This window comes from Streptomyces sp. NPDC003691 (assembly GCF_053981115.1).
In genome coordinates this window covers 17,708-41,672 of sequence record NZ_JBSFNQ010000067.1, presented here as the reverse complement: position 1 = coordinate 41,672, position 23,965 = coordinate 17,708, and the positions used below count along the sequence as shown (strand labels likewise).

General features: G+C 72.8%; 20 protein-coding genes. 5 read left to right on the top strand and 15 right to left on the bottom strand.

All coding sequences use genetic code 11. The features are described 5' to 3' along the window. Window positions 1-8 precede the first annotated feature (8 nt). The 5 genes from ACWDR0_RS26075 to ACWDR0_RS26055 all read right to left on the bottom strand — a co-directional run bounded on the left by ACWDR0_RS26075 (window position 9) and on the right by ACWDR0_RS26055 (window position 5,586). Window positions 9-989, bottom strand: a complete 981-nt coding sequence (locus tag ACWDR0_RS26075) for a tryptophan 2,3-dioxygenase family protein (protein WP_456354197.1) — start codon at window positions 987-989, stop codon at window positions 9-11. 170 nt (window positions 990-1,159) lie between these two features. Next, entirely contained in the window at window positions 1,160-1,573 is a 414-nt protein-coding gene (locus ACWDR0_RS26070; RefSeq protein WP_456354196.1) for a DUF3151 domain-containing protein, read from the bottom strand. A gap of 152 nt (window positions 1,574-1,725) precedes the next feature. Continuing rightward, window positions 1,726-3,084, bottom strand: coding sequence for a ricin-type beta-trefoil lectin domain protein (locus tag ACWDR0_RS26065; RefSeq protein WP_456354195.1), 1,359 nt, complete (start codon window positions 3,082-3,084; stop codon window positions 1,726-1,728). A 100-nt stretch (window positions 3,085-3,184) separates the two neighbouring features. Beyond that, window positions 3,185-3,964 (bottom strand): response regulator, encoded by a 780-nt coding sequence (locus ACWDR0_RS26060; protein WP_456354201.1) that lies wholly within the window; start codon window positions 3,962-3,964, stop codon window positions 3,185-3,187. 308 nt (window positions 3,965-4,272) lie between these two features. Continuing rightward, window positions 4,273-5,586 (bottom strand): sensor histidine kinase, encoded by a 1,314-nt coding sequence (locus tag ACWDR0_RS26055; protein ID WP_456354194.1) that lies wholly within the window; start codon window positions 5,584-5,586, stop codon window positions 4,273-4,275. Window positions 5,587-5,872: 286 nt separating this feature from the next. On the opposite strand from ACWDR0_RS26055, the gene ACWDR0_RS26050 reads away from it, so the two are divergent. Both ACWDR0_RS26050 and ACWDR0_RS26045 read left to right on the top strand, forming a co-directional pair. Next, window positions 5,873-6,571, top strand: a complete 699-nt coding sequence (locus ACWDR0_RS26050; protein ID WP_456354193.1) for a hypothetical protein — start codon at window positions 5,873-5,875, stop codon at window positions 6,569-6,571. Window positions 6,572-6,728: 157 nt separating this feature from the next. Next, window positions 6,729-7,586: an ALF repeat-containing protein gene (locus ACWDR0_RS26045; protein ID WP_456354192.1), complete on the top strand. Its 858-nt coding sequence runs from the start codon at window positions 6,729-6,731 to the stop codon at window positions 7,584-7,586. 135 nt (window positions 7,587-7,721) lie between these two features. Here ACWDR0_RS26045 and ACWDR0_RS26040 read toward each other — a convergent pair whose 3' ends face one another. The 8 genes from ACWDR0_RS26040 to ACWDR0_RS26005 form a co-directional block, all read right to left on the bottom strand. Then, window positions 7,722-9,422 carry an MFS transporter gene (locus ACWDR0_RS26040; protein WP_456354191.1) on the bottom strand — a complete coding sequence of 567 codons (1,701 nt, stop codon included), beginning with the start codon at window positions 9,420-9,422 and terminating at the stop codon, window positions 7,722-7,724. A gap of 226 nt (window positions 9,423-9,648) precedes the next feature. Then, complete coding sequence (fbaA, locus tag ACWDR0_RS26035; RefSeq protein ID WP_456354190.1) at window positions 9,649-10,671, bottom strand: class II fructose-bisphosphate aldolase; 1,023 nt, start codon at window positions 10,669-10,671, stop codon at window positions 9,649-9,651. 289 nt (window positions 10,672-10,960) lie between these two features. Then, window positions 10,961-11,509 (bottom strand): orotate phosphoribosyltransferase, encoded by a 549-nt coding sequence (gene pyrE / locus ACWDR0_RS26030; RefSeq protein WP_456354189.1) that lies wholly within the window; start codon window positions 11,507-11,509, stop codon window positions 10,961-10,963. A 44-nt stretch (window positions 11,510-11,553) separates the two neighbouring features. Then, complete coding sequence (locus ACWDR0_RS26025; RefSeq protein WP_456354188.1) at window positions 11,554-12,360, bottom strand: aldose epimerase family protein; 807 nt, start codon at window positions 12,358-12,360, stop codon at window positions 11,554-11,556. Between the two features lie 56 nt (window positions 12,361-12,416). Next, window positions 12,417-13,562, bottom strand: coding sequence for an SRPBCC domain-containing protein (locus tag ACWDR0_RS26020; RefSeq protein ID WP_456354187.1), 1,146 nt, complete (start codon window positions 13,560-13,562; stop codon window positions 12,417-12,419). A gap of 75 nt (window positions 13,563-13,637) precedes the next feature. Then, window positions 13,638-15,293 carry a polyamine aminopropyltransferase gene (locus ACWDR0_RS26015; protein WP_456354186.1) on the bottom strand — a complete coding sequence of 552 codons (1,656 nt, stop codon included), beginning with the start codon at window positions 15,291-15,293 and terminating at the stop codon, window positions 13,638-13,640. A 345-nt stretch (window positions 15,294-15,638) separates the two neighbouring features. Next, window positions 15,639-16,187, bottom strand: coding sequence for a DUF2617 family protein (locus ACWDR0_RS26010; protein WP_456354185.1), 549 nt, complete (start codon window positions 16,185-16,187; stop codon window positions 15,639-15,641). A 573-nt stretch (window positions 16,188-16,760) separates the two neighbouring features. After that, window positions 16,761-16,964: a hypothetical protein gene (locus tag ACWDR0_RS26005; protein WP_456354184.1), complete on the bottom strand. Its 204-nt coding sequence runs from the start codon at window positions 16,962-16,964 to the stop codon at window positions 16,761-16,763. Window positions 16,965-17,068: 104 nt separating this feature from the next. Between ACWDR0_RS26005 and ACWDR0_RS26000 the strand changes: the two genes are divergently transcribed. After that, entirely contained in the window at window positions 17,069-18,358 is a 1,290-nt protein-coding gene (locus ACWDR0_RS26000; protein ID WP_456354183.1) for a pyridoxal phosphate-dependent aminotransferase, read from the top strand. A 212-nt stretch (window positions 18,359-18,570) separates the two neighbouring features. Further along, window positions 18,571-19,830: a mannosyltransferase family protein gene (locus ACWDR0_RS25995; protein WP_456354200.1), complete on the top strand. Its 1,260-nt coding sequence runs from the start codon at window positions 18,571-18,573 to the stop codon at window positions 19,828-19,830. Window positions 19,831-19,877: 47 nt separating this feature from the next. Here the strand turns inward: ACWDR0_RS25995 and ACWDR0_RS25990 are convergent, their stop codons facing one another. Together ACWDR0_RS25990 and clpB are read right to left on the bottom strand one after the other, a co-directional pair. Next, window positions 19,878-20,420: a YbjN domain-containing protein gene (locus ACWDR0_RS25990; RefSeq protein ID WP_456354182.1), complete on the bottom strand. Its 543-nt coding sequence runs from the start codon at window positions 20,418-20,420 to the stop codon at window positions 19,878-19,880. A 102-nt stretch (window positions 20,421-20,522) separates the two neighbouring features. Next, window positions 20,523-23,114, bottom strand: coding sequence for an ATP-dependent chaperone ClpB (clpB, locus tag ACWDR0_RS25985; RefSeq protein ID WP_456354181.1), 2,592 nt, complete (start codon window positions 23,112-23,114; stop codon window positions 20,523-20,525). Window positions 23,115-23,399: 285 nt separating this feature from the next. Here clpB and ACWDR0_RS25980 point away from each other — a divergent pair, with 285 nt between their 5' ends. Further along, window positions 23,400-23,813 (top strand): pyridoxamine 5'-phosphate oxidase family protein, encoded by a 414-nt coding sequence (locus ACWDR0_RS25980; RefSeq protein WP_456354180.1) that lies wholly within the window; start codon window positions 23,400-23,402, stop codon window positions 23,811-23,813. Window positions 23,814-23,965 lie beyond the last annotated feature (152 nt).

Here is a 23,965-nt window from a genome sequence, read left to right as displayed (position 1 = left end):
CGGAGATCTCAGACATGGCTGCGCGCCGTCCACAGCTCGGGGAAGACGTTCCGGCGGGCCCGCTTCTCCAGCCAGGCCACTCCGGCGGAGCCGCCCGTACCGGTCTTGGCGCCCATCGCGCGGCGGGTCGCCACGAGATGGTCGTTGCGCCAGCGCCACACCAGCTCGGCGACATCGGTCAGCGCCTCACCGAGCCGGACCAGCTCCGGGTCCGCCTCCGGGTCGCGGTAGAGGTCGGACCAGACCGCCTCCACGCCCTCGTCCGGCTCGTACCGCTGGGCCGGATCACGGTTCAGTACGCCCTCCGGAATCGCCCGGCCCCGGCGGGCCAGCAGCGCGAGCACCTCGTCGTAGAGGCTCGGCGCCGCCAGCGCCCGCTCCAGCTCGGCGTGGACACGGGGCGCGCCGCGGTGCGGGACCAGCATGGACGCGGACTTCTCGCCGAGGAGGAACTCCATCCGGCGGTACATCGCCGACTGGAAGCCCGAGCCCTCGCCGAGCGCGTCGCGGTAGGAGTTGAACTGCGCCGGGGTGAGCTGGCCGAGCGGGCGCCAGGAGGCGTTGAGTGCCTCCAGTTCGCGCACCGAGCGCTTGAGGGCGGCTATGGCGACGGGGATCTCGTCGCGGCGCAGGGCCGCGGCCGCGGTCTCCCATTCGTGGACGACAACGGTGAACCACAGCTCCATCACCTGGGTGGTGACGAGGAAGACCATCTCGCCGGGGTCGTCGGAGAGCGGGCGCTGGAGGTGGGTGAGGACATCGGCCTGGACGTAGTCCTCGTAGGGAGTGGTCCCGGCGAAGTCGACCGTCGGCTCGTCGGGAATGCCGTCGTCGGAGGCGCCGGGGGTGCTGCCGTCGGCGGGCTTGGTGTGCTCGGTGTGCTCGGTGCCGGGCCGGTCGTGCCCGGGGGATTCCGCGCTTCCTCCGCGGTCGGCGGGCGGCGCGGTGACTTCACGCGCCGGGGAATCGTGCGCAGCGGACTGGGACATCTCGTCTCCTCGATGTGTCCGGGTAGCGGTCCGCCCCTTCCTGTTGGTGGGTGGGAGCCCCGGTCCCCACGCGCATCCTAGACCGATACCCGTGCCCCCTCCAGGTACATCCGTCCCGGGGGACACGGGCGTCGCCGTCCGCGCGTCAGCCGTACGGCGCGGTCCGTGCGTCAGCCGAGGGTGTCGGCGGCGAGCTGCGACGAGTCGCGCAGGAACGTCGAGCAGCGCTCGTACTCGTCCTTCTCGCCGATCTCACCGGCGGCGCGGGCCAGGGCGTGCAGGGCGCGCAGGAAGCCGCGGTTCGGCTCGTGCTCCCACGGCACCGGGCCGTGGCCCTTCCAGCCGTTGCGGCGCAGCGCGTCGAGTCCGCGGTGGTAGCCGGTGCGGGCGTACGCGTACGACTCGACCGTCCGGCCGCCCTCGAACGCCTCGTCGGCGAGGAGCGCCCAGGCCAGCGACGAGGTGGGGTACTGGGCGGCGACCTCCGTCGCGGTGCGCCCGGCGGCGAGCGCCTCCCGGGGGCCGGCTTCGTCGGGCAGATGCGTGGGGGGCGGTCCCCCGAGCAGGTTCTCATGAATGGCCATACGCCCAGTCTCCCCCATGCGGAGGGGCACCCCGGCCGCCCGGCGGGGTGCCCCCGGGACCGGTCACGGGACCGGACCTCGGATCGGGCGGGGTGCCCCGGGCTCGCTCCCGGGACCGGCTACCGGGCTCGTTACCGGGACCGGCTACCGGATCAGGCGAGGCGCCAGTCGAAGCGCTGCGCGACGTCGCCGTTGCAGTCCATCAGCTGGAGGTCCGTCCCGGGCGTGCCGTTCCGGTTGGGCAGGTCGATGCACATGTTCGTGCCCAGGTTCCGCAGCCGGTTGCCGCTGCCGCCCTCATGGACCCAGCGCTGGGCCAGGGTGCCGTTGCAGCCGTAGATCTGGATCCTGTTGCCGCGGACCGCGCTGCCGTTCGCCACATCGAGGCACTGACCGAGGGCTCTCAGTTCGGAGCCCTGGCCGTCGACCGGGACCCGGCGCCAGGCCTGCGAATTGCTCCAGTTGCAGCCGTGGATCTGTACCGGGGTGCCGTTCCCGGTGCGCCCGCCCTCGACATCGATGCAGAGGCTGCCCATCGTCCAGCTGACGGACCGGTTGACTCCGTTGACGAACCGCTCCGCTTCGCGGTTGCCGCCGTGGCCGATCCAGTCGGTGGAGATCATGTTCGGCATCCGGCCCTCCGTCTTCCCCTCGCAGACCCGCGCCGACACATGGAAGTCGTTGTAGGAGCGGGCGGAGAAGTTATTGGCGAAGAAGAGCTTCTGGAAGGCGCGGGCGTTGGTGTTCGAGAGGCCGTTGAAGGTCTCGCCCTGCCCCGGGTACCCGAGCTGGGTGGAGATCCCGTCCCCCTTGCGGTCGGTACAGACGCCGACACCGTCGTTGTAGTGGTTCTGAATCGTCCACTGCCGCATGTGGTGGACGTTCAGATGGCCCTTGTCGCCCTTGCCGGAGAGCATCAGCAGCCGCTTGTTCCGGTCCACCATGTCGGAGACCTTCGGCCAGCCCTGGAACCGGACGTTCCACTCCCAGGGATTGAGGGCCAGATCGGTCAGGCCCGGCACCGAGGCGAACTCGGCCTGCAACTGCTCGGGGGTGGTCTCGTCCTGGAGGGTGAGGACGAAGATCTCGTTCCGGTTCCGGTCGAGGAAGTCCTTGATGGTGTGGAGGTGCTGGCGCAGCCGCTTGCCGCCGCCGTGCCAGGTGCTGGTGTGGTAGGTCCACACCCCGTTCGCCGTGCCGTAGATGTCCAGCTCGGTGGCGCGGACGTTCAGCTGGTTGAGCTGGTCGGCGAGCGAGAAGCTCTGGTTCTGCCCGGCGCCGAACACGCCGTCGGCGGTGTTGGCGAAGCCGTTGTGGCTGCCGAGCAGGGTGATCTCGTCGAGGTGCCGGTTGTTCCAGCCGTCCGGCGGCTCCGCCAGGGCGGGTGTCGGTGCCACGACGATCCCGAAGGCCAGGAAGGAGACCACCGCCAGCCAAATCGCCGTCAGCCGGCCGGGCAGTCCGGCCGTCGGTCTCCATCGGTGTCCCTGGCCCGAAGTCCTCTGTCGCATGCGGTCCGTACGCTCCTTCTGCCGGGGCGCGCGGGGTGCGCGCCCTGCGTGATCAAGACCGCTTCAGCTTCCGGGGCCGCGATGAACGATCAATAAATGATCATGAAGTGGAGCGGCCGGACCGGTCGAAGTGCCAGGCCGCCATCGCGACCCGGTTCCGTACCCCCAGCTTGGCCTGCACGTTCGCCACATGCGTCTTCACCGTCCCGGCGGAGATGAAGAGGGTGGCGCCGATCTCCGCGTTGGTCAGTCCCCCGGCCACCAAGCGGACGATCTCCGCCTCGCGCGGTGTCAGGGGGGAGTCCGCGCCGTGGTCCGCGGATCCGGGGCCCGCGGGTCCATGGCCCGCTGATCCCGGAGCCGTCGGCCCGGGAGCCGTGGGCGGCTGTGCCGGGTGCGGCGCGGGCGCGGGCTGCTGGAGGAGCCGTACCGTCAGCTGGGGGCTGATCAGCACATCGCCCGACATCGCGGCCCGTACCCCTTCGATCAGCAGCCCGGGCCCGGAACGCTTCAGCAGAAAGCCGCAGGCCCCGTCGCGCAGGGCGGTCCGGACCTGGTCGTCGTGGTCGAAGGTGGTGACGATCAGTACGCGTACGGGGTCGGCGACTTCGGGGCCCGCGAGCCGCCGGGTGACCTCCAGGCCGTCGAGGCCGGGCATCCGGATATCGGCGACGACCAGATCGGGGCGGAGTTCGCGGGCGAGGGCGACGGCGGCGAGACCGTCCGCCGCCTCGCCGACGACCGTCATATCCGGCTGGGAGTCGAGGATCAGCCGGAAGCCGCTACGGATGTCGTCCTGGTCGTCGGCGAGCAGGATCCGGGCCGGGCCGGCGGGCGCCGGGGCGGATGCCGGTGAGCCGGGCGCTCTCGGGCCGGGCACCTGCGGGCCGGACGCCTGCGGACCGGCGATGTTCGGACCGGCGATGTTCGGGCCGGCGATGTTCGGGCCGGGCGCGGTGGGGTCGGTCGGGTCGGTCGTCACTTCATGCCTTTCGGGCCGGGGGTACGGGGAAAACCGGTAGCCGGGGGCGGGTACGGAGCGGGGCGGGGCGGGAGTCGCGGCGGACGGTCCGGCGATACGGCCCGGACTCCCGCCCGCCCTCGCACCCGGCGAGGGGCCGGTGTCCGGGGCGCCCGCCCGCGCGGGTGCGGGGAACACCGCCGCCAGTCGTGCAATGTCGTCCCGCGTCACCCGCCCTCCCGCACGGGCGCGGGGAATACCGCCGTGACCCGCCAGCCGCCACGGCCGCCCGCCGCGGGTCCCGTGTCCCGGCCCGGCGCTGTGTTCCCGCCCGGTGCTGTGTTCCCACCCGGTGCCGTGCTCCCGCCCGGTGCCGCGGGAGGTCCGGTGTCCGGTTCCCGGCCGGGCAAGGGGCCCGGGGCCGGTATCGGGCCGGCCGTGAGCGTGCCGCCGAGGGCCGTGATGTGCTCGGTGAGCGCGGGCAGGCCGAGCCCCCCGGCCCCGCGCGCCCGGCGGAGCAACCGGAACCGCGCGGCCCCGGCCCGGCCCCCGTCGTCGCATACCGAGACCTCGGCACCGCCCTCTTCCGTACGCCGGATCCGTACGACGACCCGGGTCGCGCCCGGCGCATGCCGCCGTACGTTGGTCAGCGCCTCCACCACGATCCGGTACGCCGCCGCTCCGGCCTCCCGGGTCAGCGCTTCCGGCGCGCCGTCGGCCGGCTCCAGCACCGCGTCCGGCCCGCCCGCCGCGGCGAAATCGGCCACCAGTGACGGGAGCCGGGCCAAGCCCGGCAGAGCGCCGTCGGGGCCGTCGGCCGCGGCGCCGGCACCGTCCGCGTGGAGCATCGCGACCGTACGGTCCATGGAAGCCAGCGCGTTCAGCCCGGCCCGCTCGATACGTTCCAGCGCGGCGAGCGCCTGCCCGGGATCGGCTTCCGCGACAAAACGGGCCGCCTGTGCCTGGACCACGATTCCGCTGATGTCATGGGCGACGAAGTCGTGCAGATCGCGGGAGAGCCGCAGCCTCTGGTCCCGGCGCGCCTCGTCGACCGCCCGGCGGTGGCGCGACGCCGCCCGGCGCGGATACGCGCCCAGCGCCACGGCCCCCGCCACCGGCAGCAGCCAGAAGGCGGCCACGCCGATGCCTTCGAGGAACGAACCGTCGATGAGCACCAGGGGCCAGAGGGAGACCGCGAGCGCGACCGCCGGTACCGCGAACCGTATCTCCGCCCGGGGCGCGAATCTGACCACCGCGACGACCAGCACCAGCAGCAGCCCGGCCTCGGCCAGGCTCCAGTAGGAGCGCCGCACGGCCTCGTCGCCCGGAGTGTCTCCGGACCCCGGCTCCACCGGCACGAGGAGCGTCGACGCGAGCGAGAGCAGCGCACATACGGCGGTCGCGGGCGCGAGCCCGGCGCCCGCGGCTCCGATCCGCCGAACACCCGTGGCCCGGCGCTCCTTCAGGACCCGGGCCACGGCCAGTCCGGCCGTTCCGGCGCAGGCAAGTGCCGGCAGCGCGACCAGTACGTCCCACGGCATGTCCGACGCCCCCATAAATCCCCCTCCGGCCCTCCCGGCCCGGTCCGTCCGCACCCACCACCGGCCGCGCGACGGCCGTTCGACGGGTGGCGGACCGTCAACCGCCCGCCGTACGAGCGCTGATCAGCCTACGAGCCGTGCCGCCTCCCCCGAACGGCAGAGCCCGGCACAGCCGGGACGCTGCCCGCCTCAGCGTTCTCTGCCGATCGGCGGATGGGCCCGGACCCCCGCACCGGGCGAGGCTGTTACCCGTCACCGCAACACCCCTTCTCCGAACGGAAACGCCATGCGCCGCCACCTCACCGCCCCTCGCGCCGTCGCCCTCGCCGCCGCCACCACGGCCCTGCTCGCGGGCACCATCTCCGCCTCCACCGCGGCCGGTGAATCCCGTTCGGGCGGGCAGGACGGCAAGCGCCCCTCCGCCACCGCCCCTACCGGCCCCACCGGCACCGCCACGACCGCCACCGCCGGGCAAAAGCACGGTTCCGCCACCCCCCGGGTCAAGGGCTCGGCCCGGATCCACTTCACGCTCCGGCCCCAGGACACCATCCGGTTCTCCGTCGACGCCACGGGCGTTCCCTACAGCAACCCGATCCCCGGCATACCGACCGGGCTGCCCACGGACGCCCGGGGCACACTGCGCTACTCCCACTACATCCCGGAGCTGGGAAAGACGGGCTGGGCCATCGCCGATGTGGACTGCCTGTCGACCGGCGGGAAGACCGCGACCGTCACCGCGGTCATCCGCAAGACGAACGTCGAACGCGTCGGCAAGCGGGTCGGCATCAGCTTCCAGCAGGGCGAGCACGGCGCCCCGAGCCGGGCCGGGTTCAGCTGGGGCATCGCGAACGTCGACGGCGGAACCGACAGCAAGGGCCGGCTCGGCGGAGTCGGTACCTGTGTGGCGCCCGCGCCCTTCGCGCCCGCGACCGAAGGCGGCTACCGCGTCACCCACGCCGAGGTGCCGCCCATCCCCGTCCGATAACCGGTCGGTAACCACGGGGCATCGGTTGGCCAACCCCTCCGGCCATCACCGGATATCACTACTTATCAAGACGACACTCCCATCTCCTCACCGTAAAGTTGTGCCCCGCAAACAAGTACTTTCCCTCTGCGAGGCGGACTCTTTGAAGCTCACACGCATGACCGCGATGGCCGCGTCCCTGGCCGTCGCCCCGGCGCTGGTTCTCTCCCTCACCTCCTCCACCGCCGCCACCGCCGACGCGTCCGCCGGGTCGACGGCAGCCGTTGCCGACGTCGACGCGGCGAACCGCGTCGCCATCGAGAACCTCCTGGCCGAGCCCCGGTCGAACTCCAATGTCCGCGAGGGTGCTCAGCGGGCCCTCGACGGCACTCCCGAGGACCGTGCCCGCTTCCTCGACGCCGGCCAGCACATAGCGCGGCACGACGACGACCGGATCCAGGTCGCGAGGATCCTCGGCACCGGCGGCCGCAGCCTGCTGGACGGCGGCAGGGTCGCCCTGAACGACAGCAACCGCAAGCAGCTGGTCGAGTTCATCGAGACCGGCCAGTACAAGGCCCGCTACACGGACGACCGCGTCCGCGTCGGCCGGATCGTCTCCACCGGTGGCACGGCCGTTCAGCGCGACGGCATCGCCGCCCTCAAGGCCGAGACCCACAAGGCTCTGATCGACTTCATCGACAAGGGCCAGCACACGGCCCGCTACGAGGACGACCGGGTCCGCACCGTCCAGATCTTCTCCTCGGGCGGCCCCCAGCTGAAGGCCGCCGGCACCGCCGCCTTCAAGGCCGGAACCCACAAGGCTCTCACCGATTTCATCGAGGTCGGCCAGTACACCGCGCGCCACAAGGACGACCGCAACCGCGTCGCCCGGATCGTCTCCTACGGCGGCAAGTACGTGAAGGCCGCGGGCAACGCCGCCCTCAAGGGCAATCACCAGACCGTGCTCGCCTTCCTGGACAGCGGCCAGCACAAGGCCCGCGCCAAGGACCAGGCGGCCGCCAAGCCCAAGCGCTGACCCGGCCGGACGCCCCGCGACACCTTCCGTGACGCGGCGCCGGACCGCAGCGCACCCGGTACCGGACCCGGCCGGACTCCGGCCGTCGCGGCACCGCACCACAACTCGGCCCGGTCACCGCGGCACCGCATCGCCTCAGGGCGGGCGGTGCCGCTCCCGGTCACCCGTCGTCTCCCGCCCGTCCCCGATCCGGCTGCCGTCCCCCGTCTCCCGGTCACCCGCTGCCCCCGACTCCAGAGGCGGCGCGCCCACCCCGCAGTTGACCCGGCACTCCGGATGCGCGCACGGTGCCTTCGGGCTACGGATCCACACCGCCGCCACCAGGGCTCCCAGCACCAGCACCCCCGCGCAGATCGGCATCGCCCGGTCGAAGGCGGTATCGAACTCGGACGCCGAGCGGTACGCCTCCGGGCCCATCCCCACCAGCAGCGGCAGCGCCGCCACCGCCAGCAGACCGGCCGCCCGCGCCGCCGCATTGTTCACCCCGCTGGCGATACCCGCCCGCGCGGTCGGCACCGACGACAGCACCGTCGCCGTCAGCGGCGCGACCAGGGTCACCATCCCGGCCCCCAGCACCAGCAGCGCCGGAAGCACATCCGTCAGATACGAGGGGTCCGGCCCGACCCGCAGCATCAGCAGCAGCCCGCCCGCGCAGAGCAGCGGGCCGACGGTCAGCGGCAGCCGTGGTCCCGTGCGCTCCGCCAGCTCTCCCGACGCCGCCGAGAACATCAGCATCAGCAGCGTCGTCGGCAGCAGCGCCAGACCCGCCTGGAGGGCCGAGTAGCCCGAGACGACCTGGAGCTGGAGCGCGGCGAGGAAGAAGAACCCGCCGAACGCCGCATACACACAGAGCGTGACCACATTGACCACGGTGAACATCCGCGACCGGAAGACCGACAGCGGAAGCATCGGATCCCGGCTCCGCCGCTCGACCCCCACGAAGGCGAGTCCGGCCAGCACCCCGGCCAGCCCGGCCCACCACTCCGCCGCGATCAGCGCATAGGTCACCAGGGCGAGCGCCCCCGCGCCCAGCACCGCGCCGAGGACATCGAAGCGCCCGCTGTGCGCCGCGGGGTCCCGGGTCTCGGGGACGTACCGCAGGGCGACCGGCACACAGAGCACGGCCAGCGGCACATTGATCAGAAAGACCCAGCGCCAGCCCGGTCCGTCGACCAGCCAGCCGCCGACGAACGGCCCGATCGCCGCGCCCACACCGCCGAACCCGGACCAGAGCCCCACCGCCCGCGCCCGGTCGTCGCGGTGGAAGCTCGCCTGGATGATCGCCAGCGAGCCCGGGGTGAGCAGGGCGCCGCCTATGCCCTGCAGGGCCCGGGCCGCGATCAGCACCCCGGCATTGGGGGCGATCCCGCACAGCAGCGAGCCCAGGGCGAACCACACCACCCCGATGAGGAAGATCCGCCGCCGCCCGTAGCGGTCGCCGAGTGCCCCGCCGAGCAGGATCAGCCCGGCCAGGGTCAGCATGTAGGCGTTGACGGTCCACTGGAGGTCGGCGAGATCCGCGTTCAGATCGTCACCGATATGCGGCAGCGCGACATTGACGACCGTGGAGTCGAGCAGCGCCATGCTGGAGCCGAGCACGGTGGTGAACACGACCCACCGGCCGGTGACGGACCCCAGTCTGATCCCGCCCGCGCCGGACTCCCCGCCCGCGCCGGACTCCCCGCCGGTGCCCGAATCCCTGCCGGTGCCGTAATCCCTGCCGGTGCCCGGGCCCGCATCCGACGGGCCCGCGCCCGTGCCTGCCGCGCCCGGCCCCGGGCCGTCCCGGCCCCTCGCGCCGCCGTCGGCGGCCGTATCCCCCGTATCCGCGTCCATAAAGGGATGGTCGCAGCACCCCGCCCGCCCTGCGACCCCTGTGGAAAACTGCCTGTGGACAACCAGGCGCCCCAGCGAAAATATGAAAAAGCGGGCCGGGCCGGGAGCGCTTTCGCACCCCGGCCCCGCCCGCTGGTCCGGCACGGCGGACGGCACCGGAAAGGTGACCGTCCGTGCGTCCGGGTACCGGTGCCGTGACGGCTGCCGGTGCCGTGACGCCTGCCGGTTACTTCAGCTTCGTACCCGTGGAACGCAGCGCGCCACACGCCTCGACCACACGCTGGGCCATACCCGCCTCGGCCAGCTTGCCCCAGGTCCGCGGGTCGTACGCCTTCTTGTTGCCGACCTCGCCGTCGACCTTCAGGACGCCGTCGTAGTTCTGGAACATGTGCGCCACGACGGGCCGGGTGAACGCGTACTGCGTGTCCGTGTCGAGGTTCATCTTCACCACGCCGTTGTCCAGCGCGATGGCGATCTCCTCGGCGGTGGAGCCCGAGCCGCCGTGGAAGACGAAGTCGAAGGGCGCGGTCTTGCCGTACTTCTCGCCGACGCCCTGCTGGAGGTCCTTCAGCAGCTCGGGGCGGAGCACGACGTTGCCCGGCTTGTAGACACCGTGGACATTGCCGAAGGAGGCGGCGAGCAGGTAGCGGCCCTTCTCACCCAGGCCGAGCGCCTCGGCGGTGCGCAGCGCGTCCTCGACGGTGGTGTACAGCTCGTCGTTGATCTCGTGCGTGACGCCGTCCTCCTCGCCGCCGGTCGGGGTGATCTCGACCTCAAGAATGATCTTGGCGGCGGCGGCCAGCGGCAGCAGCTCCTGCGCGATGCCCAGGTTGTCGGCCAGGTTCTCGGCGGAACCGTCCCACATGTGGGACTGGAAGAGCGGGTTGCGGCCGGCCGCGACACGCTCGGCGGAGATCGCCACCAGCGGACGGACGTAGGTGTCCAGCTTGTCCTTGGGGCAGTGGTCCGTGTGCAGCGCGATATTGACGTCGTACTTCGCGGCGACGATGTGCGCGAACTCGGCGAGCGCGACCGCGCCCGTCACCATGTCCTTGCTGTGCTGGCCGCCCAGGAACTCCGCACCACCGGTGGAGATCTGGACGATGCCGTCGCTCTCGGCCTCCGCGAAGCCGCGCAGCGCGGCGTGGAGGGTCTGGGAGGAGGTCACATTGATGGCCGGGTAGGCGAACTTGCCTGCCTTCGCCCGGTCGAGCATCTCGTTGTAGACCTCGGGGGTTGCGATGGGCATCTGTCCGCTCCTTGTGTCTGCGGTTCTGCGATAAGTACGGGCCCTGACCTTGGGGCGACGTCATCGTCGGCCCCCATCTTCGCAGACTCCGGACGGGCCCATCCGTCCGGTCTGCGGGCATACGTACGAGCTGTCCCCCCGGCCGTGCCCGGCCGGTGCGGCAAGGGGCCCGGCGCCGGGCGGCAAGGGCCCGGCGGGGAGCCGGACCCGCGGCGCGGCGGCCGGTCCCGGCCACCGGGCGCCGGCCGCCGGTGCGGACCGACCGCAGTGGCCCCGGCCGCCGGTGCGGTCAGTCCAGGCCCAGCTCGTCCAGCGAGTACGCGTACAGGTACGGCACCCCGGCCGTCCCGCTGATCTTCTCGCCCGCGCCCGTCGCCCGGTCCACGATCGTCGCGACCGCGACGACCTCGCCGCCCGCCTCGCGGACCGCCTCGACCGCGGTCAGCGGCGAACCGCCGGTCGTCGAGGTGTCCTCGACCACCAGGCAGCGGCGGCCCTTGATGTCCGGGCCCTCGACGCGGCGCTGCATCCCGTGGGCCTTGGCGGCCTTGCGGACGACGAACGCGTCCACGCTCCGGCCGCGGCCGGCCGCGGCGTGCAGGATCGCGGTCGCGACCGGGTCCGCGCCCAGGGTCAGCCCGCCGACGCAGTCGTAGTCGAGGTCCGCGGTCAGATCGGACATGACCTGCCCGACCAGGGGGGCCGCGGCACCGTCGAGCGTGATCCGCCGCAGATCCACGTAGTAGTCGGCCTCGATGCCCGAGGAGAGGGTCACCTTGCCGTGCACCACGGCCTTGTCCTTGATCTGCTGGAGCAGGTCAGCGCGTACGTCAGTCATGCCCACGAGCTTAGAACCCCGGCCGCCCGCTCCTCACCGGCGGCTCACAGGCGGCGCCAGCTCCAGGTCGTCGACGTCTCCAGCGGCTCGATCGGGGTGACCAGCCGGGGGAGGGTGTTCAGCCCGTTCGGCGGCCCGGACTGCGGCTCGACGCAGATCGCCTCGGGCTGCTCGTCGTAGACCACGACCCACTGCGCGGGGCTGGTGATCTTCAGTTCGAGCTGCTCCGGCCAGGTGAGGGTGGCGGCCACCCCGTCGGGCATGCCGAAGCAGTCGTCCCAGGGCCCGGGCAGCGGGTCGATCCGGCGCCCGGTCGGCAGATGGTCGCCGCCGCGCTCCTCCTGCCAGGCCGGTGAGAAGTCGAGCACGGCGTCCCGGCCACCGATGTTCCGCAGGAACCAGGGGTGCCAGCCGGCCTGGGCCGGGAACGAGTCCTCACGCGCCTCGACCGCCAGGGTGATGGTGAGCGAGGACTCCGTCAGCGCGAAGACCTGGGTGACCAGACCGGGGTACGGCCAGGGATCGCCGAGTTCGTACGTGAACACCGCCTCGTTCTCGCCGGGCGCCCGGCGGGTGCGCCAGACGGCATCGCGGCCGGTGCCGTGGATGGCGTGCGGATCGGCGTTGACCGGGAGCTGGTGCCGTACGGCGCCGTCCCGGAAGCGGCCGTGGTCCACCCGGCCGCACCAGGGGACCATCGGGAACGACCCGTACCGCTCCCCCTGGCGGAGAAGCTCCGTGCCTCCGACGGTCAGGCTGGAGACCCGGCATCCGCGGTCCGGCCGTACGGTCAACTCGGCGTCCCCGGCCCGGAGCCGTACGCCCTCTTCGCTGCCCTTGCTGCTGCTCACGCCCCCGACCCTAACGGGAGCGCGGCGATCACGAGGCCGCCGGGCGGCCCGCGGCCTCAGGCGCGGCGGCGGCGCAGCGCGCGGGCGAGCAGCAGCGCGGAACCCACGGCCACGGCGCCCGCGACCCAGCGGGCGGGGACCTTGCGGCTGCCCGCGTCGGGGGCGGGGCGGGGGGCATAGCGGCCCCTCGGCGGGGCGTGGTCGACCTCCTCCGCGCTGCGGCCGATCATCGTGCGCCGGGCATGGGCGGCCTCGACGAGCGGCTCGTCGCCGGAGGGGCCGCCGGGCTCGCCCAGGCCACCCAGCTCGTTCAATTCGTTGAGTTCGTTGAGTTCGTTCAACTCGTTCAGTTCGTTCAACTCGTCGAGGCCGTTCAGGCCCTCGCCGAATCCGGGCGGCGGCACCGGCAGGTCGTATCCGGCCGCTTCCGCCTCGCCGTCACCGTCGACCTCATCGACCTCGCCGGTGTCGGCGTCGTCGGGCTCGTCGGTCCCAGCGGCCCGCCCCACCGCGTCGCTACCGTCCGGCCCGTCGGCCTCGGCAGCCGCGTCGGCCCCGGCGGCCCCCGCGGGCTTGTCGGACCCATCGGCCTCGCCGACATCGGCAGACGCACCGGTCCCGTCGGCCTCGGCAGCCCCCTCGGCTCCCCCGGGCTCACCGGTCACCCCGGCCGCTCCCGCCGACCCCGTCACCCCGGCCGCTCCCGCCGGCCCGGCCGACCCCGCCGCTCCCGTAGGCGTGCCGCCCTCGGTGGCGTACGCCGCCACCGACTCGGCGAAACGGTCCAGCAGACGCCGCGCCGACTGCTCCCTCGACGCCTGCGGCAGGCCCGCGAGCCGTCCCTCCGCCGCCGCCGTGCCCGTGAAGGCGAGCGTCGCGCCGCCGTCCGTCTCCCGGACCAGGACCGTCAGCCCGGCCTGCACCGTCCCCGGGCCGCGCGCCTCCTCGCCCTCGGCCCCGACCGTGAAGACGCCGTCCCGCTCCTCGATCCGCAGCCGGCCCCGGTAGGTGATGGTGTGGTTGCCCACCCGGACCTTCAGCCGCCCCGTCACCGCGGCCCCGGACGATGCGGGCCCGGTCTCCGCAGGCTCACCGGCCGCGTCGAGCTGAAGGCCCGGCACGCAACGCGCCGCCCGCGCGGGGTCCCTGAGCACCCGTCGTACGGACTCGGCCGGAACCGGAACGAACACCTCATGGTCCATGACAGGCGAGCCTACCCAGGGCGCCCCGTACCGTCTCCCCACCCACCGCATTCCGTCCGTGCAGCGGATCGGTGATCAGTCCGGGTAGCGCGGATGGACGAGCGTCGACGGCGGCAGCCCGGTGATCCGGGTCCGCTCGGCGTCCCATGCGTCCGCCGCCAGCGCCGCGTCCGTCAGCGACCGGAGCGGAGGCGTGTCCGGGGCGAGGGCGAGCCGCGGCACCCGGCCGGGGGCCGCCAGCAGCAGCCCCCAGTCCTCGGGCGCCGACTCCGCGCCCAGCGCCTCGAAGTCCTCGTTGAGCCGGTCGTCCGGGCCGCCGCGGGACCGGCCCGGCGCACCCGCCGCACCGGGACCGGCCGGAGGGCCCACCCGGTACGGGCTGGTGCCGTAGCCGGCCGCCCGCAGCGTCGCCTCGGCCGTCCAGAACGCCCGGCGGCGCCCCTCCAGCGGCCCCGCGTGCACCACCAGCCGCCCCTCCGGCGCCAGGATCCCGGCGACCAGCCCGTAGAACTCCTGGGAGTAGAACTTGCCGCCCTCGGTGGACTCGGGGTCGGGCAGATCCGCGATCACCACGTCGTACGCCCCGGGCACCACACCCCCCGGATCCCGCAGCCAGGCGAAGGCGTCGGCGGTGACCACCCGGACCCTCGGATCCTCGTACGCCCGGCCGTTGAGCGCCGAGAGCGCGGGGTCGGTCCTGGCCAGCCGGACGATCCACGGGTCCAGCTCGACGATCGTCACGGAGGCCGCGCCCGGATGGCGCAGCACCTCCCGGGCGGCCAGCCCGTCACCGCCGCCGAGGATCAGCACCCGGCTGTGGCGGCCGTTCATCGCGGGGTGGACCAGGGCCTCGTGATAGCGGTACTCGTCGGCGCCGCTGACCCTGAGCCGCCCGTCCAGGAAGAGGTCCGGCGGCCGGGAACCCTCGCCGGTCAGGACGACCTCCTGGACGCCGGTCTGGACCGCGACCCGCACCCGGTCCCCGTACATCGCCCGCCGCGCCGCCTGCTCGAAGTCCCCGACCAGGGCGGTCGCCGTGGCGAGCAGGGCGAGGACCAGGGCGTTGGCGAGGAGCAGCCAGGTGCGGGAGCGGGGGGTCAGGTCGCGGCGGAAGAGCCAGAGCACCAGGGCGCCGCCGACCAGGGCGTTGACCGCACCCGTGAGCAGCCCGCTGGTCAACTGGCCGAGCCAGGGCAGCAGCAGGAACGGGAACGCCAGCCCGCCGACCAGCGCGCCCACGTAGTCCGCGGCGAACAGATCGGCGACCGTCCCCTCGGCGTCGCGGCGGGAGATGCGCTGGATGAGGGACATCAGCAGCGGGATCTCCGCGCCGATGAGGACGCCGATGGCCAGCGAGAACGCGACCAGGACGCTCCGGGACTCGCCGAGCCAGGCAAAGGTCGCGTACAGCACCATCGCCGAGCAGCCGCCGACCAGCGCGAGCGCCAGCTCCAGCATGCCGAAGCCGACGGCGGCCCGGCAGCGCAGCCGCTTCGCGAGCAGGGAGCCGAGGCCCATCGCGAAGACCATCAGCGAGAGCACCACGGAGGCCTGGGTGACCGAGTCGCCGATGAGATACGAGGCGAGGGCGACCAGCTCCAGCTCGTAGACCAGCCCGCAGGCGGCGCAGACGAAGACCCCGAGGAGCACCAGGAACCGGCCGGCGTCCGGGCGCACCGGCAGCGGAAGCGCCGCCGGAGGCGGGGACAACTGCGGTGACCGGTCGATCATGCAGTAACGCTACGTCACGTTTCGCGTGCACCCTGTCACCCACACGTGTGCACCTGGAGCGCGGTAGCGGCCCGCCGCCTTTCGCGCCCCCGGCTCATCCGGTAAGAGCGCGCGCGAGGGCCGCCCGCGGGGACGGTACGAACACGGGCCGCGCCCCGCGAGGGCCGCCTGCGAACACCGCGCGCGAGGCCGCCCGCCGGGACCGCGCGCAAGAGCCGTGCGAACACCGCGCGACCACCGCCCGCGCCCCCGCGAGACCCCTCGCCCCGCGAAAACGGCCCCGCGCAGACCGCCCGCCGGGACCGCCCGGCGGAACCCCTCTCCGGACTCCCCCTGTGGAACCCTCTACAGCAGCACCTGCTCCGGACAGCAGGCGACCTCCGCGCCGCGGGCGGCCACCCCCACCCGGGTCCGGGTGACGACCAGCCGCCCTTCCTGCGGATAGGCGTGCCAGGTCCGCCAGAGCACCTGCCGGCCCCGGCGCTGGGCCATCATCGCGGTGAACGCGTGCGGGTCCCCGGGAAACGTTCCGGCGAGGGAGTTCGGATGGTCCGCGACCAGCGCCAGCAGCTCCTGGGCCCGCCCGGCGAACGACCCCTCGGACAGCGTCTCGACGCGTGCGGCGAACTCGTACTCCCAGGCGCCCAGCCGCTCCGACACCCCCAGCGGCAGGGGCGTTCTGCTGCCGGGCATACAGGCCACGGTCTCGGAGCAGGTGCCCTGCTCGTCTTCGAGCAGCACCTGATGGGACGCGCCGAGCAGCCTGAGCTGGAGCTTGGCCCCGGCGAGTTCGAGGTCGAGGACGGCCAGGGCGGGCAGGGGCTCCCGGCCGAGGGCCCAGGCGAGGTCGTCGGCACGGGTGTCGGTGTAGGCGGTATGGAGGGTGGTGAGCATGGATCGGCTCCGCAAACACGCTTCGGCGGTGGATACATGGACCTGAAGGCGCCCCAGAGCGGCAAGGATGACAAAAACGGCAAGGAGCAACGAGGGCGGAACGGGAAGAACAAGGCGACAGGGACGCGCCTGACCGGGCCCGGGTGCCGGCCCGAAGGCTGGACGGTTCCATCAGGTTCCGTCGTCAACGGAATCACGAAGTACGCGGGGCTCACAGCGTTTTTACCCAAGTTGGCGGGGTTTCCATCCCCTGGGTGGCCTTGCGGTTCACCTGTTCAAGAAAATCCGCACGTAGTATCGAATGACGGGAACCTCCCCCCGGTACCGGCACCCGCCAACGCCCTTGTCCCGGAGAACACTTCGGCACCTGGCGGAAGGGTGCTACCTCCCGCCAGGTGCCTCCGGTTCGCGGATCGGCTGCCCCGTGTCAGCCGCTTCCGCCGTTCGATGCCCCCGAATCGCCCGGGTCGCCCGAGCCTCCCGGGTCACCCCGGTCGCCCGGCTCCCCCGCGGCTCCCCCGATACCTCCAGATACCTCCGGTACGTCCGGCGCACGGCCGGCCACCGGGCCGCTCAGTCCCCTCCTCCGCCCCCTCCGCAGCCGCCGCCCCCGCCACAGCTGTGGCCGCTGCTGTCGCCGCTCCCGCTCCACCACGAACCGGAGTCGGAGCTGCTCCAGCGCCGCTCCCGCCGGCTCGGTCCGCGCTTGTTCAGCGCCATCACGCCGAACCAGATGACCGCCAGGATCACCAGCGCGATGACCAGCGTTGCCCCCATGACCTTCACCGTTCCTTCCGAGCTTCTCCGTATCCGGGATTCCCACCCCGCCACGCCCCCAAGCAGACTTGAGCAAGTCCAGAGCTTCGGCCCAGGATGGCCGTATGGCGACGACGGACGAGTTCACCCCCGGCTCATCAACCGGATCATCCACCGGACCGGGATCCGGGCCCGCTCCGGGGTCCGCTCAAGGCTCCGCCCCCGGGTCCGCCCCCGGCGCGCGCGGAACCGCGGGCCGCCCCCTGCTCACCAGCAGGCTCGACGGTTTCGGCACCACGATCTTCGCGGAGATGTCGGCCCTCGCCGCGGAGACCGGTGCAATCAACCTGGGCCAGGGATTCCCCGACACCGACGGCCCCGAATCCGTCCGCGAGGCCGCGGTGCGCGCCATCCGCGACGGCCGCGGCAACCAGTACCCGCCGGGCCCCGGCATCCCCGAACTGCGGGCCGCGATCGCCGACCACCAGTCGGCCCGCTACGGACTCCACCACGACCCCGGCACCGAGGTCCTGGTCACCGCGGGCGCCACCGAGGCCATCGCGGCCGCCCTGCTCGCGCTGGTCGAGCCCGGCGACGAGGTCATCGCCCTGGAGCCGTACTACGACTCGTACGCCGCCTGTATCGCCCTGGCGGGCGGCCGGCGGGTGCCCGTCACCCTGCGGCCCCGCGACGGGGCGTACCACCTCGACCTGGACGAACTCCGCGACGCCGTCACCGACCGGACCCGGCTCATCCTCCTCAACACCCCGCACAATCCGACCGGAACCGTCCTCGGCCGTGACGAACTGGCCGCGATCGCCGGGCTGGCCGTCGAACGCGATCTGCTCGTCGTGACGGACGAGGTCTACGAGCACCTCGTCTTCGAGGGCGAGCACCACCCCATCGCCGGTTTCCCCGGTATGCGGGAGCGCACCGTCACCATCGGCAGCGCGGGCAAGACGTACTCGCTGACCGGCTGGAAGGTCGGCTGGATCACCGCGTCGGCCCCGCTCGTCACGGCGGTCCGCACGGTGAAGCAGTTCCTGACGTACGTCTCCGCGGGACCGTTCCAGTACGCCGTCGCCGAGGCGCTGCGGCTGCCCGACTCGTACTACGAGGAGCTCCGGGCCTCCCTGCGGGCGGGCCGCGATCTGCTCGCGGACGGCCTCACGGCGGCGGGCTTCACGGTGTACCGGCCCGCGGGCACGTACTTCATCACCACGGACATCCGGCCGCTCGGCGCGACCGACGGCATCGCGTTCTGCCGCGAGCTGCCGCGCCGCTGCGGGGTGGTCGCCGTCCCCAACGCCGTCTTCTACGACGACACGGCCGAAGGTGCCCCGTACATCCGCTTCGCCTTCTGCAAGAGCCCGGCCGTCCTGGCGGAGGCGGCTGCCCGGCTGCGCGGCCTCTGACACCTCCGACGCCTCCAACGCCTCTGGCACCTCCGACACCTCTAACGCCTTTAACGCCTCTGACACCTCTGGCGCCTCTCCTCCGGTGCCGCGTGCGCCGTACGGGTGGGAAGCGCGGCGCGGCGCGGCCTGTCGGCGCAGCGTGACTCGCGCCGCACCCCCGCGCGGCCCATGTTGGGTCGGAGGAGACGACCCGCGCCCGGAGGTGCCCCCTGTCCGCCGAGACGACCTTCGACGACACAGCGGCGGCGACCGGGCGGCGGACCCCCCACCCCCTCCAGGCCGCCCTGCTGCGCGTCGCGCCCGCCGTCGGACTGTTCGCCGCGGCACGGCTGACCGGGCTGGCGCTGATGAGCGTCTGGGCCTGGCACATCGGACGGCGGCCGCGGGCCATTCTCGGGCGGGCCTGGGACGCGGACTGGTACATGCTCATCGCCGAGCACGGCTACGGCCGGGTGCTGACCTGGCCCGGCGCGGTCCAGAGCGACCTGGCGTTCTTCCCGCTCTACCCCGGGCTGGTACGCGCCCTGTCGTACGCCGTCCCGGACCGGATCACCAGCGGCACCCTCGGGCTGCTGATCTCCTGGTCGGCGGCGCTGGCCGCGGCGGCCGGGATCTACGCCGTGGGCGAGCGGCTGCACGGCCGCCGTACGGCGACGGTGCTGGTGCTGCTCTGGGGGCTGCTGCCGCATTCGGTAGTGCTCACGATGGCGTATACGGAGCCGCTGCTCACCGCCTTCGCCGCCTGGGCGCTGTACGCGCTGCTGACCCGCCGCTGGCTCTGGGCCGGGGCGCTGGCCGCGCTCGCGGGGATCTCACGGCCCAACGGGATCGCGGTGGCCGCCGCGGTGCTCTGTGTGGTGGCGTACGAACTCGTCCGCGGCAGCCGGAGCAACAGCGGCACCGGCACCGGGAGCGGGAACGGGAACGGGAACGGGAAAGGCAGCGGGTACGGCCCCCGCTCGTCCCGCCGCGACCCCCGGCTGTGGGCCGCCGCCGCACTCGCTCCCACCGGCTGGTGCGGCTATGTCCTCTGGGTCGGGTTCCGCACCGGCGATCCGCTCGGCGGCTACTTCGCGGTCCAGCGGGGCTGGACGTCCACCTTCGACTTCGGCGCCGGGGCGGCCCGGGTGGTCCGGGACATCGCGCTGCGGCCCGCCGCGCTGCCGCTGACCATGGCGCTGCTGATCGTGCTGGCCTCGGTGGTGCTCTTCGGGCTGCTGGTACTGGCCCGGCCGCCCGCCGCGCTGCTGGTCCACACCGGGGTGCTGGTGCTGATCACCGTCGGCGGGTCGGGGTTCTTCGAGTCCAAGCCGCGATTCCTGCTGCCCGCGTTCCCGCTGCTGCTGCCGGTGGCCCTGGCACTGACGAGAGCCCGGCCCCGGGCGGCGATCGTGGTGATCGCCGCCCTGGCCGGGCTCTCGTTCGGCTACGGCACCTATCTGCTGACGCTGTCGCCGATGGCGCTCTAGAAGGCCCGGCGCCCGCGGCGCGGCCCTCGTGGCCCGGTGCCCGTGGCTCAGGCCTCGTCGGCGGCGGGACCCTCGGAGTCGCCGTCCGCGGGCTTGAAGCCCATCTCGGTGGCGAACCAGTTGTCGAACTCCATCGACGCCTGCACCCAGCTCACGGTGGAGGAGACGAAGTGGTCGAGGCTGACGCCCATGCCGATCAGCATCTGCACCTCACCGATGAGGCGGACGGAGGCGCCGCCCTCCTCGTCCTCGTGGAGGTGCGTGTAGACCTTCGGCCACAGGGTGCGGCGGTTCCAGTCGTCGATCTTCTCCAGGATCCGGTTGCGGTCGTCGACGTCCAGCGGACGGTCGTAGAAGGTCCGGACCGAGAAGACCTGCTGCTCGTTCTCGCCGCGGAACATGAAGTACGTGCGGAATTCCTCCCACGGCGCGGCGAGGTCGCCCTCGTCGTCGATGACGTACTTCAGCTCCATCTGGTCGAGGAGCTGCTTCACCAGGTCCTGGTCGGGAACGACGGGTCCCGCCGGTCCCGCGGCCTGCGGCTGGGGCTGGCCCCCGAAATTCGGAATCGAGGACGGATCGATGGTCACCCTGTTATTCCCTTCGTACGGATGCCGCCATCCTCCACCATGGCGGGGCGGGACCCCAAGCGCCCCCGGGTCATTCCCGGGGGCGCTTGGGGTCCGGGCCGGTCAGGCCGGGGGCACCGGGCCGACGATCAGCCCGTCCTCGAAGCGGTCCACCCGTACGGTGTCACCGTCGGCGACCTCGCCCGCCAGGATCTCCCGGGCGAGCCGGTCCCCGATCGCGGTCTGCACCAGCCGCCGCAGCGGGCGGGCGCCGTACGCGGGGTCGTTGCCCTCCTCGGCGAGCCACTCCAGCGCCGCGGGGGTGACGTCCAGGGTGAGCCGGCGCTCCGCGAGCCGCTGCGCCAGCCGGTCGAGCTGGAGTCCGGCGATCCGCTTCAGCTCGTCCTTGTCGAGCGCGGAGAAGACCACGAGATCGTCGAGACGGTTCAGGAACTCGGGCTTGAAGGACGCCCGCACCACATTCATGACCTGCTGCTTCTTCTCGTCGGCCGAGGTCGAGGGGTCGACCAGGTACTGGCTGCCGAGATTGGAGGTCAGGATCAGGATGGCGTTGCGGAAGTCGACCGTACGGCCCTGGCCGTCGGTGAGCCGGCCGTCGTCGAGCACCTGGAGCAGTACGTCGAAGACCTCGGGGTGCGCCTTCTCCACCTCGTCCAGCAGGACCACGCTGTACGGGCGCCGGCGCACCGCCTCGGTGAGCTGGCCGCCCTCCTCGTAACCCACATAGCCGGGCGGGGCGCCGACCAGCCGGGCGACGCTGTGCTTCTCCCCGTACTCCGACATGTCGATCCGGACCATCGCCCGCTCGTCGTCGAAGAGGAAGTCCGCCAGCGCCTTCGCCAGCTCGGTCTTGCCGACACCGGTCGGGCCCAGGAAGAGGAAGGAACCGGTGGGCCGGTCCGGGTCGGCGATGCCCGCGCGGGTCCGCCGGACCGCGTCGGAGACGGCCCGGACCGCCTCGCCCTGGCCGATCAGCCGCCGCCCCAGCTCGTCCTCCATCCGGAGCAGCTTCTGCGTCTCGCCCTCCAGCAGCCGCCCGGCGGGGATCCCGGTCCAGGAGCCCACCACATCGGCGATGTCGTCGGAGCCGACCTCCTCCTTGACCATGGTGTCCGTACGGGCCTCGGCCTCGGCCTCCGACGCCTCCGCCAGCTCCCGCTCCAGCGCCGGGATCTCCCCGTACAGCAGCTTGGAAGCAGTGTCGAAGTCGCCGTCGCGCTGGGCCCGCTCGGCCCGGCCGCGGACCTCGTCGAGCCGGGTCTTCAGCTCGCCGACCCGGTTCAGGCCCTGCTTCTCCTTCTCCCAGCGGGCGGTCAGCCCGCGCAGCTCCTCCTCCCGGTCGGCGAGATCGCGGCGGAGCTTCTCCAGCCGCTGGCGCGACGCGGGGTCGGACTCGTTCTTCAGCGCCATCTCCTCCATCAGCAGCCGGTCGACGGAGCGCTGCAGCTCGTCGATCTCGACCGGCGAGGAGTCGATCTCCATCCGGAGCCGGGACGCGGCCTCGTCGACCAGGTCGATGGCCTTGTCGGGCAGGAAGCGGGAGGTGATGTAACGGTCGGAGAGGGTGGCCGCGGCCACCAGCGCGGAGTCCGCGATCTGCACCTTGTGATGGGCCTCGTAACGGCCCTTGAGGCCGCGCAGGATGGCGATGGTGTCCTCGACCGTCGGCTCGGCGACCAGCACCTGCTGGAAGCGCCGCTCCAGCGCCGGGTCCTTCTCGATCCGCTCGCGGTACTCGTCGAGGGTGGTGGCGCCGACCATCCGCAGCTCGCCGCGGGCCAGCATCGGCTTGAGCATATTGCCCGCGTCCATCGCGGAGTCGCCGCCCGCGCCCGCGCCGACGACGGTGTGCAGCTCGTCGATGAACGTGATGATCTGCCCGTCGCTCTCCTTGATCTCGGAGAGGACGGTCTTCAGCCGCTCCTCGAACTCGCCGCGGTACTTGGCACCGGCCACCATCGCGCCGAGGTCCAGGGAGACCAGCTTCTTGTTCTTCAGGGACTCCGGCACGTCCCCCTTCACGATCCGCTGGGCCAGGCCCTCCACGACGGCCGTCTTGCCGACGCCGGGCTCGCCGATCAGCACCGGGTTGTTCTTGGTGCGCCGGGAGAGCACCTGCACCACCCGGCGGATCTCCTGGTCCCGGCCGATCACCGGGTCGAGCCGGCCCTCGCGGGCGGCCGCGGTGAAGTCCGTGCCGAACTTCTCCAGCGCCTTGTACTGGCCCTCGGGGTCGGCGGTGGTGACCCGGCGGCCGCCGCGGGCCGCGGAGAACGCCGCCAGCAGCTTCTTCGCGGTGCCGCCCTGTCCGGCCAGCACCTCACCGGCCTGGCCGCCGCGGGCGGCGATACCGATCAGCAGATGCTCGGTGGAGAGGTAGTCGTCGCCCAGCTCCCTGGCGCGCTCGGCGGCGTCCGCGAGGACGGCCAGGAACTCGCGGCTCGGCTGGGGCGGTGCGACGGTGGAACCGGTGACGCTGGGCAGCCCGGCGAGCACCCGCTCGGCCCCGGCCCGGACCGCCGCCTGGTCGACCTCGGCGGCGGCCAGCAGATCGGTGATGTTCTCGTTGTCGGAGCCCGCGAGGAGCGCCAGCAGCAGATGGGCGGGGGTCAGATCGGGATGACCGCCCGACACCGCACGGCTGGTGGCGGCATTGATGGCATCCCGGCTCTTGTTGGTCAGCTCGGCGTCCACGTCCGGTTACTCCTCCTCGCAGGTCGCTCACGTGGGCTGCGGGCGGGGCCCGTAGCCGGTCACTAAGTCTGACTCATTCAACCTGCACAAAGTTGAGTCTATTCCACTCAAGGGGTGGGCTCAACCGGTTCGGGGCCCTGTTCGGGGCTCCGGTCCGGACCGTTCCGCCGCCGGTTCGGGGCCGTAACAGAGCCTCGACCGGTCGGCAGGGGCCCGGCGCGGTACCGACCAGCCGGTACCGACCGGCGCGGCGCACCGCCGGACGCACGGCCTAGGCTGGTTTTTATGGCGATCACCGATCTGAGCGAGCTGTCCCCCGGCTATCTGGAGTTCTGGCGCGAACACCATCTGTGCACTCTGACGACGCTCCGGGCGGACGGTTCCCCGCACGTGGTCCCGGTCGGGGTGACCTTCGACCCCGCGGCCGGCCTCGCCCGGGTGATCACCAACAAGTCCAGCCGCAAGGTCGCGCACGTCCTCGCGGGCGCGGCGGACGGGCGGGGCGCCCGGGTCGCGGTCTGCCAGCTGGACCGGGGGCGCTGGGCCACCCTGGAGGGCCGGGCCCGGATCGTCACGGAGCCCGCGGCCGTCGAGGACGCGGTCCGGCGCTACGCGGAGCGGTACGGGCGCACCCCGAAGCCCAACCCGGACCGGGTCGTCGTCGAGATCACCGTGGAACGGGCCCTGGGCCGCGCCTGAGGGCCCGGCGGCGGGTACGGCGGCACCGGGGGCGGCCCGGATCCGTACGAAGGCGCCCCGGCCCCACCCGTACACCCGCACCCACGCGCCGACACCCGTACACCCGTACAGCCGCACCCACGCGTCGGCACCCGCACACCTGCACCCGCACC

Coding starts and splice junctions, on each gene's coding strand:
- pyrE (WP_456354189.1), bottom strand. CDS start 11,509: ATGACTGACGTACGCGCTGACCTGCTCCAGCAGATCAAGGACAAGGCC.
- ACWDR0_RS26050 (WP_456354193.1), top strand. CDS start 5,873: ATGCGCCGCCACCTCACCGCCCCTCGCGCCGTCGCCCTCGCCGCCGCC.
- ACWDR0_RS25980 (WP_456354180.1), top strand. CDS start 23,400: ATGGCGATCACCGATCTGAGCGAGCTGTCCCCCGGCTATCTGGAGTTC.
- ACWDR0_RS26075 (WP_456354197.1), bottom strand. CDS start 989: ATGTCCCAGTCCGCTGCGCACGATTCCCCGGCGCGTGAAGTCACCGCG.
- ACWDR0_RS26010 (WP_456354185.1), bottom strand. CDS start 16,187: ATGCTCACCACCCTCCATACCGCCTACACCGACACCCGTGCCGACGAC.
- ACWDR0_RS26000 (WP_456354183.1), top strand. CDS start 17,069: ATGGCGACGACGGACGAGTTCACCCCCGGCTCATCAACCGGATCATCC.
- ACWDR0_RS26005 (WP_456354184.1), bottom strand. CDS start 16,964: ATGGGGGCAACGCTGGTCATCGCGCTGGTGATCCTGGCGGTCATCTGG.
- ACWDR0_RS26045 (WP_456354192.1), top strand. CDS start 6,729: ATGACCGCGATGGCCGCGTCCCTGGCCGTCGCCCCGGCGCTGGTTCTC.
- ACWDR0_RS26065 (WP_456354195.1), bottom strand. CDS start 3,084: ATGCGACAGAGGACTTCGGGCCAGGGACACCGATGGAGACCGACGGCC.
- ACWDR0_RS26015 (WP_456354186.1), bottom strand. CDS start 15,293: ATGATCGACCGGTCACCGCAGTTGTCCCCGCCTCCGGCGGCGCTTCCG.
- ACWDR0_RS26020 (WP_456354187.1), bottom strand. CDS start 13,562: ATGGACCATGAGGTGTTCGTTCCGGTTCCGGCCGAGTCCGTACGACGG.
- fbaA (WP_456354190.1), bottom strand. CDS start 10,671: ATGCCCATCGCAACCCCCGAGGTCTACAACGAGATGCTCGACCGGGCG.
- ACWDR0_RS26040 (WP_456354191.1), bottom strand. CDS start 9,422: ATGGACGCGGATACGGGGGATACGGCCGCCGACGGCGGCGCGAGGGGC.
- ACWDR0_RS26055 (WP_456354194.1), bottom strand. CDS start 5,586: ATGCCGTGGGACGTACTGGTCGCGCTGCCGGCACTTGCCTGCGCCGGA.
- ACWDR0_RS26070 (WP_456354196.1), bottom strand. CDS start 1,573: ATGGCCATTCATGAGAACCTGCTCGGGGGACCGCCCCCCACGCATCTG.